Annotated in this window: 14 protein-coding genes and 1 pseudogene; 9 read left to right on the top strand and 6 right to left on the bottom strand. The window is 42.0% G+C overall.

From position 1 onward, the window contains the following. Window positions 1-11: 11 nt before the first annotated feature. A pseudogene (locus ACFO6W_RS01820) lies at window positions 12-735 on the bottom strand (helix-turn-helix domain-containing protein). Between the two features lie 259 nt (window positions 736-994). After that, window positions 995-1,495 (bottom strand): hypothetical protein, encoded by a 501-nt coding sequence (locus ACFO6W_RS01815; protein ID WP_379993594.1) that lies wholly within the window; start codon window positions 1,493-1,495, stop codon window positions 995-997. A 260-nt stretch (window positions 1,496-1,755) separates the two neighbouring features. Between ACFO6W_RS01815 and prfB the strand changes: the two genes are divergently transcribed. The 5 genes from prfB (at window position 1,756) to ACFO6W_RS01790 (ending at window position 7,626) form a co-directional block, all read left to right on the top strand. After that, window positions 1,756-2,869, top strand: a protein-coding gene (prfB, locus tag ACFO6W_RS01810) for a peptide chain release factor 2 (RefSeq protein WP_379993593.1) whose coding sequence is annotated in 2 segments (ribosomal slippage) — window positions 1,756-1,818 and window positions 1,820-2,869 — 1,113 coding nt in all. Because the reading frame shifts where the segments join, the coding sequence is not laid out codon by codon here. A 53-nt stretch (window positions 2,870-2,922) separates the two neighbouring features. Beyond that, on the top strand, window positions 2,923-5,685 hold the full coding sequence (locus ACFO6W_RS01805; protein ID WP_379993592.1) for a S9 family peptidase: 2,763 nt from the start codon (window positions 2,923-2,925) through the stop codon (window positions 5,683-5,685). Window positions 5,686-5,809: 124 nt separating this feature from the next. Beyond that, complete coding sequence (locus tag ACFO6W_RS01800) at window positions 5,810-7,003, top strand: low temperature requirement protein A (RefSeq protein WP_379993591.1); 1,194 nt, start codon at window positions 5,810-5,812, stop codon at window positions 7,001-7,003. Between the two features lie 59 nt (window positions 7,004-7,062). After that, a complete protein-coding gene (locus ACFO6W_RS01795; RefSeq protein ID WP_379993590.1) occupies window positions 7,063-7,359 on the top strand; it encodes a GNAT family N-acetyltransferase in 297 nt (98 codons plus the stop codon). Window positions 7,360-7,404: 45 nt separating this feature from the next. Continuing rightward, complete coding sequence (locus ACFO6W_RS01790) at window positions 7,405-7,626, top strand: (4Fe-4S)-binding protein (RefSeq protein WP_379993589.1); 222 nt, start codon at window positions 7,405-7,407, stop codon at window positions 7,624-7,626. 84 nt (window positions 7,627-7,710) lie between these two features. Here ACFO6W_RS01790 and ACFO6W_RS01785 read toward each other — a convergent pair whose 3' ends face one another. Next, a complete protein-coding gene (locus tag ACFO6W_RS01785) occupies window positions 7,711-10,371 on the bottom strand; it encodes a transglutaminase domain-containing protein (RefSeq protein WP_379993588.1) in 2,661 nt (886 codons plus the stop codon). A 71-nt stretch (window positions 10,372-10,442) separates the two neighbouring features. Then, window positions 10,443-13,190, bottom strand: coding sequence for a putative LPS assembly protein LptD (locus ACFO6W_RS01780; protein WP_379993587.1), 2,748 nt, complete (start codon window positions 13,188-13,190; stop codon window positions 10,443-10,445). A 190-nt stretch (window positions 13,191-13,380) separates the two neighbouring features. On the opposite strand from ACFO6W_RS01780, the gene ACFO6W_RS01775 reads away from it, so the two are divergent. After that, window positions 13,381-14,658 carry a M64 family metallopeptidase gene (locus tag ACFO6W_RS01775; RefSeq protein ID WP_379993586.1) on the top strand — a complete coding sequence of 426 codons (1,278 nt, stop codon included), beginning with the start codon at window positions 13,381-13,383 and terminating at the stop codon, window positions 14,656-14,658. A 92-nt stretch (window positions 14,659-14,750) separates the two neighbouring features. Continuing rightward, window positions 14,751-15,464 carry a tetratricopeptide repeat protein gene (locus tag ACFO6W_RS01770; RefSeq protein ID WP_379993585.1) on the top strand — a complete coding sequence of 238 codons (714 nt, stop codon included), beginning with the start codon at window positions 14,751-14,753 and terminating at the stop codon, window positions 15,462-15,464. A gap of 86 nt (window positions 15,465-15,550) precedes the next feature. Here ACFO6W_RS01770 and ACFO6W_RS01765 read toward each other — a convergent pair whose 3' ends face one another. After that, window positions 15,551-16,333, bottom strand: coding sequence for an NUDIX hydrolase (locus ACFO6W_RS01765; protein ID WP_379993584.1), 783 nt, complete (start codon window positions 16,331-16,333; stop codon window positions 15,551-15,553). 9 nt (window positions 16,334-16,342) lie between these two features. After that, window positions 16,343-17,188 (bottom strand): hypothetical protein, encoded by an 846-nt coding sequence (locus ACFO6W_RS01760; RefSeq protein WP_379993583.1) that lies wholly within the window; start codon window positions 17,186-17,188, stop codon window positions 16,343-16,345. Window positions 17,189-17,570: 382 nt separating this feature from the next. Between ACFO6W_RS01760 and ACFO6W_RS01755 the strand changes: the two genes are divergently transcribed. Both ACFO6W_RS01755 and ACFO6W_RS01750 read left to right on the top strand, forming a co-directional pair. Then, entirely contained in the window at window positions 17,571-19,019 is a 1,449-nt protein-coding gene (locus ACFO6W_RS01755) for a CCA tRNA nucleotidyltransferase (protein ID WP_379993582.1), read from the top strand. 3 nt (window positions 19,020-19,022) lie between these two features. Continuing rightward, complete coding sequence (locus tag ACFO6W_RS01750) at window positions 19,023-19,523, top strand: dihydrofolate reductase (RefSeq protein WP_379993581.1); 501 nt, start codon at window positions 19,023-19,025, stop codon at window positions 19,521-19,523. The last annotated feature ends 12 nt before the right edge of the window (window positions 19,524-19,535 follow it).

The raw sequence follows: 19,535 nt of genomic DNA, 5'->3' as shown, positions 1-19,535 counted from the left end.
TTACCCCTTCTTCAATCCGTTCTCGATGTATATCCCGGCGGCAGGAACGGATAGAGATTCTTTGGTTTGGGCTTCTCTACCGGAGCGGCAGATGGTTGTATGGCAGGCTGCTGCTCCATAGCTTGCCCCTGCTCATCTTTCACTTTTAGTTCTTCACTTTTCACTTCCGGTTCTTCACTTTTCATTTTGCCTTCCTCTTCCAGTTCCTTATCCACGGCCGCCACCACTTCCGGATTGAGCGAGCCGCCCGAACGGAAGCCGTTCCCTTTCAATATCATCAACTGACGCCTGGTCTCTTCGTCCTGTACTTCGATGACCAGCGGATGGCGTTCCGATGCAAGCAAGCGGTCTCTGTCCTTCTTCCTTTCCTCCCGGTCGAGTACGTACTTTATCGCGCGGATGCTCGGCGGACAGAATTTCTTTTCCACTACGCGGCATTTCTCCACCTCGTTCAGCGGATCGTTCTTATCGGGGATATAGGTGACCTTCTCTTTTTTCTGCACATAGCCTTCCCCTTAGCAGTTGTTTCAGTCCGATACGTGCCGAAGCTATCATCACCTCTTCGCGGTGGTCGATGGCTTCTTCCACCGCTTCGCCGAAATCGGGCTTTGCCTTTTTCCATTCATAAAATGTCTTGCGGCTTATTTTAAATGTTTTGCATATTTCGGAGATACTGCACAAGTCCTGTTCTATCATCCGGATAATCTCCGAGGCTGTTTTTTCTTTATACTTCATAAGACTTAAATATTAATGTTAATAATTAGTTTCTTATATAGATAAAGATATTTGGTTCTGATAAATTTTCAGTTACGCTGATATAGCCTCTGCCCGCGCAGATGCCCCGCTTGTGTGTGGCATAGTAAATATTTTTGCCCTGTCAACAAGACACGGACTGGAAGTCCGCGTCAGCGGGTCTATTAGTGATATATAAAAGTACGAATCAATTTTATTTAAGAAAAACTCTTTCTGATCTTTGGATAATTCTAATTCAATTTTACAAATAAATACAATCAGAATCTGGAATATCCGTATATTCTTCTTTATTTATGATTATCTGCCAGATTTTATCATACAGCCTTTTATATTGCAAAGCTTTTTCTTTATCATTAATAGGATTTTCCAAATCTATAAGATTTAAAATAACTTTATTACAACTATCGTTTTCACAGATTTCTATCGAAGTATCAAAGCTTGGAATAACTACTGTAACAGGATCAGTATCATTCCATTCTATTTCAAACTCTTTGGGGAAATTCTGAAAATGAATCTCCTGATATAAGTTATAGATCATTCTTCTTTCAGCATCATTGAGTGATATTTCATAAGATTTGGCGCCATTTGAATAACGTCTCTTGAATAAGGCAGTCTGTGAATTATAACTATCATTTGCGCCATCACTAATTTTAAAATAAAAGCGAGACGGAACATCAAATTTATTCTGTGTATTTGAACAACATAATAAGGCTAAAATCAGCAATAAAAATAAATATTTCATCGTCATTAGTTTCAATTATAAGGTTATATAAATTAGAGGAAAAGCCATCCATTTTTCCATATTTATTAAGTATATATTCTTCATCACTTGACTGATCTCACAGGCTTTCAGACTGTAATACCTATTACCTCCTTCCATTATCAAAAAGAAACACACTCACTATCTTATCACATTACAAAATACTGACAACTTATAACCCGTAACTTACAACTTATTTTTACCTTTGCATCTCAATTTAGTAATAACTTAAAAGGTAACTTATGATTACATCAGACCAACTCAAAGAAGTGTTGGAACGCGAGGATGCGTTAAGGAGGCATCTTTGACGTCGATGCGAAAAAAATACAACTCGAAGAAGAAGAATTAAGAACACATGCTCCCGGTTTTTGGGATGACGCAAAGACTGCGGAAGCCCAGATGAAGATTATCCGCGGGCTTAAAGGCTGGATAGAAGGATACGAAGAAGTAAAAGGTGCAGCCGAAGAACTACAGTTGGCATTCGATTTTCAGAAAGAAGGTGTTACGTCCGAGGAGGAAGTAGACGCGGCATATGATAATGCCGTGAAACTTGTCGAAAACCTGGAATTGAAAAATATGCTTCGCCGCGAAGAAGATAAACTCGGCGCAGTATTAAAAATAAACAGTGGTGCCGGAGGAACCGAAGGGCAGGACTGGGCGTCGATGCTCTTTCGCATGTACCAGCGATGGTGCGATTCCAGAGGTTATAAAACGACTGTCACTCACTGGCAGGATGGAGATGAAGCAGGTATCAAAACCGCTACATTGCAGGTCGAAGGCGAGTATGCATATGGTTATCTGAAATCGGAGAACGGCGTGCACCGTCTTGTCCGTGTATCGCCATATAACGCTCAGGGTAAACGTATGACTTCGTTTGCTTCGGTCTATGTAGTGCCGTTGGTAGATGATACTATCGAGATTGAAGTAAACCAGTCCGATATTACATGGGATACATTCCGTTCCAGTGGGGCCGGAGGCCAGAACGTAAATAAAGTAGAGACCGGGGTTCGCCTGCACTACAAATACAAAGATCCTGAGACAGGAGAAGAAAAAGAAATTGTAATAGAGAATACAGAAAGCCGTTCCCAGTTCGGAAACAAGGATAATGCGATCCGTTTGCTGAAATCGCAGTTGTATGAAATGGAACTGGAAAGACGTAGTCGTGAACAGTCGAAAATAGAGGCCGGTAAGAAGAAAATAGAATGGGGATCACAAATCCGCAGCTATGTATTTGACGACCGTCGTGTGAAGGATCACCGGACAAACTATCAGACTTCCAATGTGAATGCAGTAATGGATGGCGATCTGGACGATTTTATCAAAGCATATTTAATGGAGTATGGAGAAGAAGCCTGAAAAGGTTTCTTTTCCATTACACAGTCATCATATAACCTAAAAAGACCTTAATAATGAAAGCATATCAGATGTGCGTTGTTCTGGGTATAGCATTATCAACAGTACTTCCCGCAGTGGCGCAGAAGAAAGTATTGGATCATTCTGTTTATGATACATGGAAAAGCCTTTCCAATATTGAAATAACGAATGACGGAAAGTATAGCGTTGCTATAGTAAAGGAACAGGAGGGGGACGATTATCTTCTTATCCGGAACCTGAAAAGCCAAAAGGAACTTGTCCTACCCCGTGGTTATACATATACCGTTACTCCAGACCAGAAGAATGTAGTAGCTCAGATAAAAGCGCCTTACGCTGTAACCCGTCAGGCGAAAATAAAGAAAACGGCCGATGAGAAACTGCCTAAAGACTCTCTGGCGATAATATCCCTCGGTAAATTTACCGTATCTAAGATACCGAATGTGAAGAGTTATAAAATAGGAAAAGATTATTCCGATTATGTGGCTTACACATTGGACGATACGACAAAAGTAAAGGATAAGAAAGACGTAAAGGCGTATTCGCTTGTTCTCCGGAATCTTTATTCAGCAAAGGAAGATACAATTAAACATGCAACCGAATATGTATTCAGCCGCAACGGTAAATTTTTTACTACTATACTGAAACCGAATGCCAAAGACACAGTGAATAAACCGGGTGTATTATTCATTAATCTGGGTAACCTGGATAAAAAAACAGTTTCGACAGGAAAGACGATATACAAAAATGTTGCATTGTCGGAGTCCGGAAGCAAACTTACGTTCATTGCCACAGCCGATAGCCTGAAGAAAGAAATCAAAGAATATGCTCTGTTCTGTTTCGATGCCACTCTCGATTCAGCCAGACTTATGGCAGATAAAAGTACATCAGGAATGCCTGATAAATGGGGTGTGAGTGAAAATTATTCACCTGTTTTCAGTAAAGATGAGAAGCGCTTGCTGTTGGGCACTGCACCCATAAAATTACCAAAAGATACAACCATTCCTGATTTTGAAAAGGCTCAGCTCGATCTCTGGCACTGGCAGGAGCCTCAGATACAACCTATGCAATTGGTTCAACTGGAAAAGAAAAACAAGCAAACTTATCTCTCATATATAGATTTAAACAATAATAAGTTTTATCAGCTGGCAACAGAGGAAATTCCTGATGTGAATATTTCCGCTGAGAATAACGGAAAATACGCGTTGGGAGTTTCTGACCTCAAATATGAAATTGAGCAGCAATGGGACCTTTGGGCAGGATCAAGAAATGATATCTGGCTTTTCGATCTGGAGAACAATACAAAGAAGCTAATAAAAACGGGCTTAGAAGGACGAATTTATTTCTCTCCCCAAGGAAATTATCTGTTATGGTATGCTCCGGAAGATAAGAAATACTATGCTTATTCCGCCAAAACAGGACAAGAAGTCTGCCTGACAAACAGCCTTGATGTAAATTTCTGGGACGAAAAAACAGATACGCCGATGCTGCCTTATCCATATGGCCCTGCGACATGGATGGAAAATGATGCCGCTGTTCTGGTTTATGACAGATATGATATATGGAAGCTTGATCCTGACGGAGCGAAGAAGCCCGAAAACCTGACGAAGGGTATTGGGCGTGAAAAGAAAACCGTACTCCGGTATATTAAGACTGACCCGGAGAGCCGCTTTATAAAACCTGACGAAAAATTATTACTCTCTGCTTTTGATGAGACCAGTAAGGAAGCCGGATTTTATGAATGGAATAAATCGAAAGTAATTCCCCTGATAATGGGTAAATATACATATACTACGCCGGTAAAGGCAAAAGATAAGGATGTATATTGTTTTACGAAAAGCAATTTCAACACTTCTCCCGATTTATATGTTACTGCCGATTTATGGAAGACAGATGCTAAATTGTCGGATATAAATCCACAGATGAAAGAATACAACTGGGGCACGGCAGAGTTAATGTCGTGGACCATGTTTGATGGTAAGGAGACTCAGGGTATTGTATATAAACCCGAGGATTTTGATCCCGCAAAGAAATATCCTGTAATGATTTATTTCTATGAGCAGCATACAGATAATCTTTATCAGTATTTTCCTCCAGCGCCCAGCCGTTCCATCATCAATATCCCGTTTTATTGCAGCAGGGGTTATATTGTATTTACTCCCGACATAGTATATACCACAGGACATCCCGGCGAGAGCGCATACAATGCTGTTGTATCCGGTGCCGGGGAACTGGCTAAAAACACATGGGTGGATAAAAATAATATGGCTATACAAGGACAAAGCTGGGGCGGCTACCAGACGGCTTACCTGATAACCCGCACCAATATGTTTAAGGCTGCGGGAGCAGGAGCGCCCGTATCCAATATGTTCAGCGCGTATGGTGGTATCCGTTGGGAAACGGGAATGAGCCGCCAGTTTCAGTATGAGCAGACTCAGTCGCGTATCGGCGCCACTATGTGGGAAGCTCCGGAACTGTATAAGGAAAATTCTCCGGTTTTCTTTGCCGATAAAGTGCAGACTCCTCTGCTTATTATGCACAATGATAAAGACGGCGCTGTGCCGTGGTATCAGGGTATCGAATATTTTATGGCTCTCCGCCGTTTACAAAAACCGGTATGGATGCTACAATACAATAATGAAGCACACAATCTGAAAGAGCGGAGAAATACCAAAGACCTGAGCATACGTTTACAACAGTTTTTCGACCATTACCTGAAAGGCGAACCAATGCCTGTCTGGATGAAGACCGGGGTGCCAGCTGCAGATAAAGGTAAAAGCTATGGGTTCGAGTTGGAATAAAAGTTCCGGAATATCATAGGAAGACAGGCTTTCGGGCTTGTCTTTTTTTTGCCTTGTCGCCATTGAACAAAGCTTAGGTCGAATCGTTAATAACATAGCGTGATTTGATAAAATGTATTAACTTATGGCTCATTCTTCGCATACATCGCATTCCCTTCTTCGCAAGCGTGGAGAAGGAATCGCTACTGTTTCTTTTTCCGAGCTGCTTTTTGATCTTATATATGTATTTGCTGTAACGCAACTATCCCATTACTTTTTACATCATCTGAACTGGACAGGCTTTTTGCAAAGCGCTGTACTCTGGTTTGCAGTATGGCTCGGATGGCAGCATACCACATGGATGACAAACTGGTTCGACCCGAATATCCGCAGTATAAGGGGCATACTGTTTGTGCTGATGATGATCGGGCTATTGGTCGCGGCAGCCATTCCCGGGGCTTTTGGCGAAAGGGGTTGGATATTTGCCGTCTGTTATGTCGTCATTCAGGTCGGACGTACGGCATCTATCCTGTTTATGCTGGGCAGGAAACATCAGTTAACACCAAATTATACCCGTATATTCGGCTGGTTTGTTATATCCGCAGTCTTCTGGATAATCGGTGCATTTCAGGAAGGAGAAATGCGTTTATTCCTGTGGGCTATTGCTGTCCTGTGTGACTATACTGCTCCCATGTTCGGTTTTTACCTTCCGTTTCTGGGACGGTCGGATTCGGCTAAAGACTGGACAATAGACGGGCATCATCTGGCCGAAAGAAGCCAGCTTTTTGTTATTATAGCCTTTGGGGAAACGATTTTGATGTCCGGCGCTTCATTAAGCGAAATCGAAGTCTGGACAGCTCCGGTTGTTTTAGCGGCACTTATATCATTCATAAGCAGTCTGGCTATGTGGTGGATTTATTTTGATGCAAGTAGCGAAGCCGGAGCGGAAAAAATAATGGAGGTAGATAATCCGGGTTTGCTGGGCTTGAAATATCATTCGATACATGTTATCCTGGTCGGTGCATTGATCCTTTGTGCAGTGGGAGATGAGCTGGTTGTTAACCATCCTTTGGAACACATGACCGCTGCTGCAATATTTGTCGTGATTGTGGGGCCGGTTATCTATCTGGTTGCTAATATGGTGTATAAATGGTTTACATGCAGGGTTGTAGCTAAGTCCCATATTATAGCCATCGCGGCTTTGCTTATCCTTATTTTCTTCAGTTCTCATCTTAATCTGATCGCTGCTAATACATTGTCTGTCTCTATATTTGTCTTTATCAGTATTTACGAGGTTGTAGATTCGAAGAAGAAAGGGCGTAAAAAAATAAGGGGATAAACAATATGCGGCAACAGGATGTTTATAAATAAGTTACAAACTAAATAAACTATCCGGCAATGGAAAACTATGAATTAATCAACAATACAGACGGAAACCAATATGAGTTTCATGTGGGAAAATATCTTGCTAAGATAGAATATATAAAAACAAATAACGGCGAAATATACCTGACACACACTGAGGTTCCTGTTGCACTCGAAGGCCAGGGGATAGGCAGCCGGCTCGTAGAAAAAGTTCTGGCAGATATAGAGAAAAAAGAATTACGCCTGATTCCTCTTTGTCCTTTCGTGGCAGGATATATCAAAAAACATCCGGATTGGAGGCGTCTTGTTATGAAAGGCTTCAACGTGTGATTCGGAGGAAATAGTAAGATCAACTAAATATACAAAACTAAAGACATGGAAAAGAAAATCGAATACACCAATGGTGAACTTACCATCATATGGCAACCGCAGCTTTGCCAGCACGCCGGTGTTTGTGTGAAAATGCTGCCGGAAGTATATAATCCTAAAGACAGGCCTTGGGTAAAACCGGAAAATGCGACGACGGAACAACTAATTGCTCAGATAAATAAGTGTCCTTCCGGTGCATTAAGCTATAAGCTGAATGATAAAGACTGAACAGAGCCAGCATTAATATCATAATTATAACCATAACGGCCATCAAAATGATGGCCGTCAGGTTATAATTGTCTCTTCCCAAGGCTACTTTTTCGTTGCTTTTTCTTCTTCTATCGTTTTAAGGATATTTTCTCCGATGCCGATCCGGTAACCCTGTGACGAATATAATATGCCTCCGTTCGTAGACAAATAAATCGTCAGAGGGAAATTGTTGGAGAAATCTATTTGCAAAGCTCCTGCGACGGCATTAAGCAATACGCGGTTATTGTCGGTCATCCATAACGATTGCTTAGGCAGGCCTTTAAATACAGAGGCATCAAACGCCTTGCTCAATTTATCGTCCGGCACAGCAAATAATATTCCGCCGTTCCAGTCTTCAATAGCCTGCTGTACAGCCGGCAGATCCTGAAGAATATGCTTGGTCGGTTCTTTGTCAGGATCGGCGAAGCAGATAACCAGACCTTTTTTATTGGTCAGTTCCTTCAGTGTTTTTTTGCTGCCGTCATTCAATGTGACTATCGTATTCGGATCTACGATACCTTGTACCTGAATACGTCCTTCCACCTTAGGCAGTTTGATTTCTATGGCTCTGGACTCCTTGCCTTTCACTTCTATGTAACGTGTGTCAATGGTTACAGAACCATCATTTCCCCTGCTGCCCGTCATTATACGGTAATAACCTTCGTCAACGGATATTTTTGCAGGCAGGCTTTTTATTTCGTTCTCATAATCCAGTGTGACAAAATTTCCATTTTCGAAACGGGCGATTGTAAAATGGGTATAGTATCCCGGTTTTACTATATTATCCTTTGCGCTTGTGAATGTTATAACCGCTTTTGGCTTTTCCTCGGCTTGTTTTTCAAAAAATATATCTGTCCACAGATTATCTTCTGCCCTGAGATATTGAGGGCGGCTGGTAGCGGGGTCTATACGTGTCAGTATATCCATCGAACGGCATAAGGCGACAAAGAATATATCTCTCGAATGTTTATCGGAAACTTTTAGTTCATATACTCCTTGCGGCGAGACAGGACATTTGAAATAATTTTGGTCATTATCCACTTTTATATTAGTACGGACGAAGTCTGCCACGGTCTGTATGTCGGAACGGGATTTATTGATAAAATCTTCAGTCAGTACCTGTTTGAAATAGCCACGCCAGGGGCGGATTAATTCCAGGCTGATGCGGGGTGATAATATATATTCTGCATAACGTTTATGGAAGTCAGGTATTTCACCCGGCCATGAGCCGCTGACATCCAGATGGTCTGATAAATAATCCGCAGGGGTGTCGCGCAAGTCTTTGTCTTTTAATGATTCTATGAATGGGTACAAATACCCGTTGCTTTTCTGAGATTTAAGGAATGCGGATATCTCTTGCCAGTTTCCCTGCGATTTGGATAAATATTCCCATGTTTTATCAGCGTTCAGATCGTTTTCCCCGGCAAATTTGCGGGCATCGGCCTCACTTATAAATGTATTCATATAGGCATTGCGGATAGAGTCTTCATGTGCCAGACGCTTCGCGTTTTCAGCGATTTTCTCGGCGGAAAGTTCTTTTACAGACTGTTCGGAAGGAGCTTCCATAATGAAGGATTCTTCAAATTCCCCGCCTTGCTTTTCTTTCAGGGTAACGGTTAATTCTTCGCCGCCAGGCGCCGATTTTGCATAGCCGTATATATTATCTTTGTTCGCCCACACAAGTATGTCTCCCATACCGGAAACAATGGACGCGCTGCCGTCCTCCTTTGTAATGCTTGTAGCAATAGGATAAAATTCGGCATAATTATATACATTAAAGTTTACGTTTGCTCCGGATACGGGTTTGCCCGATTCATCCACGACCTTTACTTTTACATCGCGGGTAGCAGTATAGTTGCCCAATAGATTGATAACGGAATACAGACCGGTCTGTACATTTTTTTCTTCCGGGCCGTCATATAATCCGAAAACATTGGTATGCACCATCATCGCCCGTTTTACAGGCGCGGAGAACCATGCCACATCCAGTTCCGGTTCGGGCTCACAGGCGCCGATATAGTGCCACTTTTCATCGACCCATGCTTCGACCCATGCATGGTTGTCGTCGGTGTGTACCCAACGTGGAGTGTAGCATTGGCGGGCAGGAATGCCTACAGCCCGTAAGGCTGCTGTAGTAAATGTAGACTCTTCCCCGCAGCGGCCCCAGGATGTTTTGGCTAAAGCCAAAGGGGAAGATGTGCGTCCGTCCGTTCCTCTGTATGTTACTTTTTCGTGGCACCAGTGATTGACTTCGAGCACGGCCTGTTCCATTGTCAGGTTTTTGACCCGGTCTTTTAATTCTTCGAAAAAGACCTGGCGTGCCGTATCCAGATTTTCATTATTCACACGGTAAACCAATACAAAATGGCGGAAAATATCATCAGGTATTTTCTTTCCCCAATCAAAATAGTCGCGGGCATGGAATGCGGCGTCTACCTGTCCGAGAAAAAAATCACCGTCATAATCAGCCAGATCGGAGAGCGGCATATAAGCATATAGAAATTCCAAAGCCTCTCTTTTTTCCAAACTCAGACCCGGTTTGTCTAATACAGTAAATAGTTGTTTACCACGGCCGGAAGCCAGTTCTTTTCTTTTAAGGAATTGCTCGTGCACTTCTTTCCTGTATTTTTCGTTTTTCAGAAAATGAGGATTCGACTCACTACAGGCACTGATAATAATCAATACGGGAAGTACGATAATAGAGTAGAAGCTTATTTTTTTCATGTCTATTAATAAATTAAGGTTTTATACTAAACAACCTGCCGATACAAATAGTTGACAGATTATAACCGGGTTTAATCCCAGTTAGGGTCGTAACTGGATGAACGGCCTCTTTGCTCATATTTCAAATCCTGCAATAATGATGAACTTGCCCGCAACGACACAAAGTATGATTTGTATGCTCCAACAGGGTTGAAGCTGGCTGTTATTGACCAGCAATGCAGGTTCCGGGTCAGGTTACAACTCATATATGCGATTTTCTTGGCATCGAAATCGTAACTCGTATTAAAATTGAAATTCCAGTTTTTTGTAGGCTGTATGCTTCCGCTTAGTCCGAAGTTTTTAGTCAGCCGGCCTTTATATTCCATCTTGTCATAATCAAAATCCCCATAGTTATAGTTCATGGAGAAGTTAAATGACAGGTTCCATTTTATATCGTTCTTTACATAGCCGTCTTCATCATATTCGTTGTCATCTTTCTTTTTTTCCAGCAGACTGCCTTTTTGCTGCTCCCCGGCTTCTCCCTCAGGAGTGTCGGTTCCCGGTTGAGCTCCTTCTTTTTTGCCCTCCTCCTTGTCTATATCTTTTCCAAAGAGTTTTTTGAATGTATCCTGGTTGATGGACGGGGATATGGAGTATCCCGTGCTTTTCAGCCGTCCGATACCCTTGCCGTGACTGATACGCAGTTTGTCTACCTTTGTCGGGCTGCCGTATTGATTCAATCCATACATATATGGGTCGAAAGCGGCGCCTATATTTACTACAAACGATTTGCTGAATTTGAAACGCGCATTTACAGCGATGTCGCTCCATTTGAGGGAATCGGCCATCATATTATTGCTGAAATTGACACTGAGATTGTCTATCAGGCTTATCTTTTTCATTCCGGTCGAATCCTTTTCTGATTTGACTTTCATTTCCAGGTTATTCTCAAAGTTGAACGAAACCATTCCTGAAGCGCCCATCGGAGCTGTACCAAACATTCCCTGCGAATAAGGGGAATATACATATTCCATTTGTTGCCCTTTCGAATCTATATATTTATATCTTTCATAGAATCCAAATATAGGGTCGCTGAAGTCGGGAGCATAGCTGAGGCTGATGCTAGGAGTAAAGACGTGGCGTATTCGTGTTGTTTTCGAGAAAACGGGTATGTATTCCCCATATAATTTTGTCTGGAAACTCAATGCGGCATTAAAATCATAGACACGTTTAAATGAATATGTCGTGTCGCCACGCATACTCATATGGGTATTTGTCTCAGGATTCCATTGCTTTTGTATTTTACTGGTGTACCAACGTTCCGTGTAATTAATAGATGGGGTGATATTCAGGTAATTGAATGCACTGAATGTCGCGGAAACCGGAATGGTATGCTTCATCGCATTTTTCCAGTCCTTCTGTAAGTTGGATTTTAACAACAGGTTTTCTTTTGTGTCGATGCTGTTTCTGAAATCCCCTGTATAGCTTAACTGAATTTTCTCATACCAGCGTTCTGCTCCCGCCGCCTCTTTTCTTTTGAACGGAGCCACACGGCTCATTGTTACGGTCAGGTTTGGCAAAGTCATGGAAATGGATGAGTCCTGGCTTCTTTGGGCTATGTTCATAGAGGCTGAAAGGCTCCATGCCGAATTTGGTATTTTCTGGGTCAGGTTGATACTTGAACCTTTGGTATTGCTGGTTCCCCGGGGGATATATCTGTTATCGAGGCTGTTCTGGTTGTATGAGCTTGTCGAAAAATTCACACTTGCGGAGAGTGTCCGGAACATATTCGCTTTAGGGTCTTGCGAGTGCGTCCAGTTGATCGAGAGGTCTTTGCTTATAGATTGGTCTACATCTTTTTCCCCGTATTTGTTGTACAGATAATTGAAGTCGAACGATCCGGAATATTTATAACGCTTACGGTATGATGAACGGGCTTTGAGCGCCCATGAACCTTTTGTATAAATGTCCCCTGTGAGGGCAAGGTCTATATTGTCATTAATGGCAAAGTAATATCCTCCGTCATGCAGATTGAATCCTCTGTCCATCTCGTCTCCGTACGACGGCATGATAACTCCCGATGAATATTTATCGGAAAAAGGAAAGAACCCGAAAGGAAGTCCCAGAGGCAGAGGTAATCCTTCGATAACGAGATAGGCAGGACCCGTAACTACATTCTTTTTAGGCTTGACCTTTGCTTTTGTCAGAGCCAGATAGAAATGCGGGTGTTCGTGATCGTCGCAGGTTGTGTATTTACCGTCGAGCATAAAGAACGAGTTGTCTTCCTGCTTCTTCGCTCTTCCTGCTATTACATAACCCTCTCCCTGAGTGGTAACAACATTGGTGATATATCCTTTTTTTGTCTTGAAGTTATACTTCATGTCTTTCGACTCATAGTCCGTGCCACCATCGGAAAAAACAGGATAGCCGAATTCTTTTCCTACGGAATCCAGACCGTATGTGGCATATACCAAACTACTGTCCATATTCATGGATAATTTCTCGCCTTTCAGTGTTATCTCGGTATATTTTACTTCTGCAGAGCCGTATAAATAACCCCAATTGTTGGACATGAGTACAACGGAGTCATTGGCCGTATAGTCTACTACGGCATCCAGCGCATTTTTTTTCTGAGCGGTAGAGTCTTGCAGTAAAGAGTCGTTCCGGAGTTTCAGGGAATCATCCTTCGGGAGGGAATCACCATTCACACGGGGCAGGGTATCGTTGCTATATATTGAATTTACAGCACGATGCTTAGTATAGGCATATTGTGCGCCCCAGAAAGGCACGGAGAACAATATACACAGAAAAATGTATGCTAAGATGCGAACTTTTCTCATCTACAAAACCTCATGCTTATATATTCGGATGCAAAGCTAATCAATTAAACAAGAAAGCAGAATACGAAAAAACAAAAAAAGTATAAATTTTTGTATTCAGGTTCAATATTCACTTTCAATGTTATTGCCTGGAGTCCGGATATTTATGTATATATTTTTTATCTTTGTCACTTATTAAACGAATCTTTCTATGAAATATTTTTTATTAGCCCTTACTCTTTTCTTTTCTATTATAGGATCACAGGCCCAGGATTTTGAAGATTATTTTGTCGATAAAACTTTGCGTATAGATTACATATTTTCGGGAAATGACGGGTCTCAGGTCGTAGCTCTCGATCAGTTGAACCAATTGCCCCGTTGGGCCGGGCGCAGGCATAACCTGTCACAGCTACTCCGTAAAGGGAACGGGCAGATATGGGTGACAGATGCAAAAACAGGAACGTGCATCTATACCGATGCTTTCAGTACCTTGTTTTCAGAATGGCAGACTACACCTGAAGCTAAGGCGGTAAGAAAAAGTTTCGAGAACTCGTTTTTAGTACCTTATCCTAAGGGTAAGATATCAGTGGAGATAAAGCTGAGAGATAAGTCCGGCGTTTACAGGACTGCTATCAGGCACGATGTAAATCCGGATGATATTCTGATAAAGAAAAAGGGACTGAAGAATATTCCGGCCTATACAGCCATACATCGGGGCGATTCGGTCAATAAATGTGTGAATGTTGTTATTCTCGCAGAAGGATACACCGCCTCAGAAATGACAAAATTTAGAGAGCATGCGCAGATAACCTGCGAACAAATATTCAATCACAGTCCGTTCAATCAACTGAAAGATAAGTTTAATTTCTATGCGGTGGAAACGATTTCTGAGGATTCAGGGGTCAGTGTCCCGCGTGAGGGCAAATGGAGCAGGACAGCTTTCAGTTCCCATTTTGATACTTTTTATTCCGACCGGTACCTGACTACTTCCCATGTAAAAGACATACATGATGCTATTGCCGGAATCCCATATGCACATATTATTATATTGGCAAATACAGATGTATATGGAGGCGGGGGGATATTTAATGCATATACGCTGACCACTACCGGCCATGCTGCATTCAAACCTGTTGTAGTCCATGAATTCGGGCATAGCTTTGCCGGACTGGCCGACGAATATTTTTATGACAGCGATGTGCTGGATAATACATATATTCATTCAGTAGAACCGTGGGAGCCGAATATTACCACTCTGGCTGATTTTACCGTAAAGTGGCAGGATATGCTTCAGCCCCAGACTCCGGTGCCTACGAATATTAGCCTTGCAGACAGATATAATGTAGGTGTGTTCGAGGGTGCGGGCTATTCGGCAAAGGGGATATATCGCCCTGCTATCGATTGCCGGATGAAGACAAATACATGTAAAGACTTCTGCCCTGTATGTCAAAGGGCTATCCTCCAACTTGTAAAATTCTATACTGAGTAAAAAAAATACAGTCAGGATTTTATTTATAAGGATAAAACCGCTATTTTTGTCGCTGCTAATTCTGAATATTAAAATATATAACTAATAATACAATGTCTTCTAAAAAGAAACAAGCTGAAATACGGGAAGAGAAGGACTGGGAAAAAATCGACAGTGCCGTTCATAAATCTGAAAACTTTATCGAAAAATATCAAAAACAGATATTGATCGGAATCGGTATCGTGGTTGTGGTTATCAGTGGCTATCTGGCTTTCAGGAACTTCTACCTCGGGCCAAAGAATGCAGAAGCACAAGTTGCTTTATTCAAGGGTGAGCAATATTACAGGAACGGGCAGGATTCCCTTGCTATCTATGGAGATGCAAACGGATATGTAGGTTTTGAGTCTATTATCAGTGATTATGGCTCGACCAACGCCGGAAACCTTGCGAAATTATATGCCGGTATCTGTTATGCTAATCTGGGCCAGTATGATAAAGCATTGGACTATCTGAAAGGGTTTAGCGGCGGAGATAAAGTATTGTCCCAGTTGGTAAACGGAACTATCGGTGATTGTCTAAGCAATACCGGAAAAGAAAATGATGCTGTTTCTTACTACGTTAAGGCTGCCAAAGGCGTTGATAATCCTGTGCAAAGCCCGATATTGTATAAGAAAGCAGGTCTTATATACCGTAATCAGGGAAACTATGATAAGGTAGTTGAGACATTTACAACGGTCAAAAATCAATATATGAATTCACCTGTTGCCATGGAAGCTGATAAATATATTGAAGAAGCTAATCTGATGAAAGCCGGAGGAGCAAAGTAAGAGACGCAAAGATTACCTCAATATATAGAAAGCGCGGAAGTTGGTACTTCCGCGCTTTTTTATTCTCTTTTATTCCTTCTGTTTCTTCAGAAATTATTGCTCATCACCTGGATACCGTATTTTTCGGCCTCTTCATACTTATCCTTTATGAAAGTGTACAGATTTGGAGATTTGTATGCGCCGGCTCTTCTTGTTTCATTCAAAGGCTGGATATAACCTATCGATAACATTTTTCGCTGAAAGTTACGTCTGTCTATTTCCCGTCCCAGAATAGCTTCATATATACATCTGAGTTCGGGCATGGTAAATTTCTCCGGTAGTAATGCATAACCCATTGGAATAAAGCCGATCTGCTTCCGTATAGTGGAGGTGGCTGTGTCTATGATTTCTTTATGGTCGGCATATAATGGCGGTATGTCGTCTATATCGAACCATCGGGCCTCTTCATGTTCTTCGTTGACAAATAGCCGGGCTTCATCATATTTAATGAGGGAGTAGTATCCGAGGCTTATGAAACGGTCGGTATACCATCGGCCTTTGTCCCCTTGTATGTTGAACCGTTTAAGCATATCGGCATTTTCCCCGGTGTCGATACGATCTTTTTTACCAAAGAAACAGAATTGTTTAAGATATACATTTTTGAGTCCGGTCCGGTCTTTTAATACCCGCCGGGCAGATTCGTCGGGATCTTCGTCTTTTGCTACGAAACCTCCCGGGAGCATCCACTTTTCACAGACTTTAAATTTACATAACAATACTTTAAGGCTACACGAATGAAAACCCAGTATAATACAATCGACCGATATATTAGGGATGAATATGTCCGGTCCTTGATTCAGGATCTCAACAGGCGCTTGCTCTTTTTTCATAAGTTTTTTTCATTTGATGATATTGTCCGTATGGGCTTTATCTTTTTTGTTATCAAGGTAATAGATATGATACTCTGCCTTTTCTTTGGCAGTTTTTAAACTATCCAGTTGTAACATCATTGTAGATAACTCAAAAGATTTTGAAATTGCGGACTTTGTAGTTTGTGATAAGGTGTATGAATATTTTCCCTGTCCCTCCAATGTGGCGGTTAAGGGATTGCCTGAATTGGTGAATATAAATCTGGCTACGCCATTTTCACTGGCCCCCGCAAAACGGATAATCTCGTATTCTTTTCCCATATTGGAGAACCGGTAATTAAGGCCGTCGTCGTTCACTGCCAGCGACTGAGCAAAAGAGCCGTCTTTTGCCGATACCTTTATTTGATTGTGTTTTTGCTTTGATCCGACAAAAACGCTCTCAATATATAATACGCCATCTTCACCGACTCCTGACCGGAGCATGATGCCTGTGATGATACCGCCCGAGAGACTCTCTCTGGGGATAAATGCACCGGTTTCCTGGTATTCTTTGTTACGCTGAAACGAAAAAAGTTTTTTCATTGCTTCCAATGTAGGCTCATGCAGGGCGATAAGGGAATCGCATCCGGCAATTACCTGTTCGTTTTCGGCTCTTCTTATAGTGTCGAGAAATGCCAGGCCGGAGCGGATCTGGTCGAATGCTTTCGGGTATAAAATTTTGATGCTGTCTATTTCCTGTTTGGCCAGTGAGTATTCTTTATTGGCATAGAAATGCCGCGCCGCGTCCAGGCGCAGCTTGGCGCCATCATCTTTTGTCCCGCAAGCAAACAGGAAGACAAAGAGAAACACCATTGTATTTCTTAAAAAAATTTGCATAGGATGTTATTCTTTTTTAGAGAGAAAATATTCTGGGTAATCTTTCATAATCCTGTACCAAATTACAAATTATTTTGATTTTGACAGAATTATTCTCTAATAATTTAGCTTTTCGATATTAAAAATAGGAAAAAAGATCTTTCGGTATATACCTTTAACGGGAAAAAGAAAAAAATGGTTTTAGTTAAAGGGAATTTATCGTTTAATGATGTATTGCGGATGTTCGATAATTCTTGTTGAGGCCGGGCTGCCTTATGATAATTGATAAGTAGAAATTATTATCTTTGCACTTTCTAACCTCTCGGAATCAGGGCGATTGTCTGATTTGATTGCTCGAATAAATTGTTCTGTTGGCCGAAGAGAGAGATGCTGTAAGATTAAAATGATAAACCACAACGAAAAGGAAATACAAAGCGAACTAAGAGAGAAGTTTTCAGGGAAAATATTTGAAATAATTTCTCAGGTTGCAGATGATATGCAATTGGAGTGCTATGCTATCGGGGGATATGTGCGTGATATTTTTTTGCATCGCCCGTCAAAGGATATAGATATTGTTACAGTAGGTAAAGGTATTGAACTGGCTCAGGCTGTGGCTAAGAAGCTGGGTAGAAAAGCTCATCTCTCTGTATTCAAAAACTTCGGTACGGCGCAGATCAAATATAAGGATACGGAAGTAGAATTTGTAGGTGCCCGCCGCGAATCTTACCAAAGGGATTCCCGTAAGCCGGTTGTAGAAGACGGGACATTGGAAGACGACCAGAATCGTCGCGATTTTACAATAAATGCACTGGCCGTTTGCCTCAATAAAAGCAGGTTCGGGGAGTTACTCGATCCGTTTAACGGGCTGAAGGATATGGAAGACCTGATTATCCGGACTCCACTCGATCCGGATATTACGTTCAGTGACGATCCCTTGCGGATGATGAGGGCGATACGTTTTTCTTCGCAGCTGGGTTTCGACATCGAACCGGGAACATTCGATGCCATCTCCCGTAATAAAGACCGCATCGGTATAATATCGGGTGAACGTATTATAGATGAATTAAATAAGATCATATTGTCCCCCAGGCCGTCCGTCGGATTCCTTCAACTTGACCAGACAGGTCTGTTGGCTATTATTTTTCCGGAACTGGTAGCACTCAAGGGAGCTGAGACTAAAGAGGGGGTAGGGCACAAGGATAATTTTTATCACACATTGGTGGTTTTGGATAATATATCGAAGAAAACCGATGATCTGTGGTTGCGCTGGTCTGCCATCCTGCATGATATAGCCAAACCGGCAACCAAGCGTTTCGACAAGAAACTGGGATGGACTTTTCATAACCATAATTTTATAGGAGAAAAGATGATCCCTGGAATATTCCGCAGGATGAAGCTTCCTCTGAATGAGAAAATGAAGTATGTGCAAAAGATGGTGACGCTTCATATGCGCCCACAGGTGCTTGTAGATGAGGATATAACCGATTCGGCCGTCCGCCGTTTATTGTTTGAGGCCGGAGATGATATTGAAGATCTGATGACTCTGTGCGAAGCTGATATAACGTCTAAAAATCCGGAGAAGGTCCGCCGTTATTTGCGAAACTTTGAACTGGTACGCCATAAATTAAAGGATATAGAAGAGAAAGATCATGTACGTAATTTTCAGCCTCCGATCGGCGGCGAGGAAATTATGGAAATATTCGGGCTTGCTCCGGGTGTGGAAGTGGGGCGGTTGAAATCATCTGTCAAAGACGCTATTATGGACGGAGTTATACCCAATGAATATGACGCCGCGTATGAATATCTGGTGGAAAAAGGAAAGAAAATAGGGCTGAAACCGAAGGAGAAATAAAATATGACAGTAAAATCGATTATAGTAGCAACGGATGAAGGGAATGCGATAGGCAAGGATAATAACCTCCTTTGTCATCTGCCTAACGACTTGAAGTATTTCAAAAAAGTAACAGATGGCCACCCTGTGATAATGGGGCGGAAAACATTCGAGTCATTGCCTAAAGGGGCTCTGCCCAACAGGCGGAATATTGTAATTACCAGGAATAAGGATTTGCATTTCGACAGATGCGAGATGTGTTCTTCTGTCGAAGAAGCTGTTGAGTTGTGCAAAGATGAACCTGAAATTTTCTTTATTGGCGGCGGTTCTGTATATAACGAAGTTGTAAATGTAGCGGACAAATTGTATCTGACCCGTATTCATCACCGGTTCGGAGATGCCGACACTTTCTTTCCCCGGATTGATCCGGAGTTGTGGATGGAAGTATCGAAGGAAGATCATCCTATGGATGAGAAGCATAAATATGCATATAGTTTTATAACTTTCGAGAAAATAAAACGTTAATATCCTTGCTTA

Origin of the sequence: Dysgonomonas termitidis, assembly GCF_042654545.1 — a bacterium.
Taxonomy (GTDB): Bacteria; Bacteroidota; Bacteroidia; order Bacteroidales; family Dysgonomonadaceae; genus Dysgonomonas; species Dysgonomonas termitidis.
The sequence above is the reverse complement of the archived record's forward strand: the minus strand, read 5'-3'. Positions and strand labels throughout refer to the sequence as shown.

Bases quoted from the DNA above. Each gene is read 5' to 3' on its own strand.
- ACFO6W_RS01815 (WP_379993594.1), bottom strand. From the start codon at position 1,495: ATGAAATATTTATTTTTATTGCTGATTTTAGCCTTATTATGTTGTTCA.
- ACFO6W_RS01805 (WP_379993592.1), top strand. From the start codon at position 2,923: ATGAAAGCATATCAGATGTGCGTTGTTCTGGGTATAGCATTATCAACA.
- ACFO6W_RS01800 (WP_379993591.1), top strand. From the start codon at position 5,810: ATGGCTCATTCTTCGCATACATCGCATTCCCTTCTTCGCAAGCGTGGA.
- ACFO6W_RS01795 (WP_379993590.1), top strand. From the start codon at position 7,063: ATGGAAAACTATGAATTAATCAACAATACAGACGGAAACCAATATGAG.
- ACFO6W_RS01790 (WP_379993589.1), top strand. From the start codon at position 7,405: ATGGAAAAGAAAATCGAATACACCAATGGTGAACTTACCATCATATGG.
- ACFO6W_RS01785 (WP_379993588.1), bottom strand. From the start codon at position 10,371: ATGAAAAAAATAAGCTTCTACTCTATTATCGTACTTCCCGTATTGATT.
- ACFO6W_RS01780 (WP_379993587.1), bottom strand. From the start codon at position 13,190: ATGAGAAAAGTTCGCATCTTAGCATACATTTTTCTGTGTATATTGTTC.
- ACFO6W_RS01775 (WP_379993586.1), top strand. From the start codon at position 13,381: ATGAAATATTTTTTATTAGCCCTTACTCTTTTCTTTTCTATTATAGGA.
- ACFO6W_RS01770 (WP_379993585.1), top strand. From the start codon at position 14,751: ATGTCTTCTAAAAAGAAACAAGCTGAAATACGGGAAGAGAAGGACTGG.
- ACFO6W_RS01765 (WP_379993584.1), bottom strand. From the start codon at position 16,333: ATGAAAAAAGAGCAAGCGCCTGTTGAGATCCTGAATCAAGGACCGGAC.
- ACFO6W_RS01760 (WP_379993583.1), bottom strand. From the start codon at position 17,188: ATGCAAATTTTTTTAAGAAATACAATGGTGTTTCTCTTTGTCTTCCTG.
- ACFO6W_RS01755 (WP_379993582.1), top strand. From the start codon at position 17,571: ATGATAAACCACAACGAAAAGGAAATACAAAGCGAACTAAGAGAGAAG.
- ACFO6W_RS01750 (WP_379993581.1), top strand. From the start codon at position 19,023: ATGACAGTAAAATCGATTATAGTAGCAACGGATGAAGGGAATGCGATA.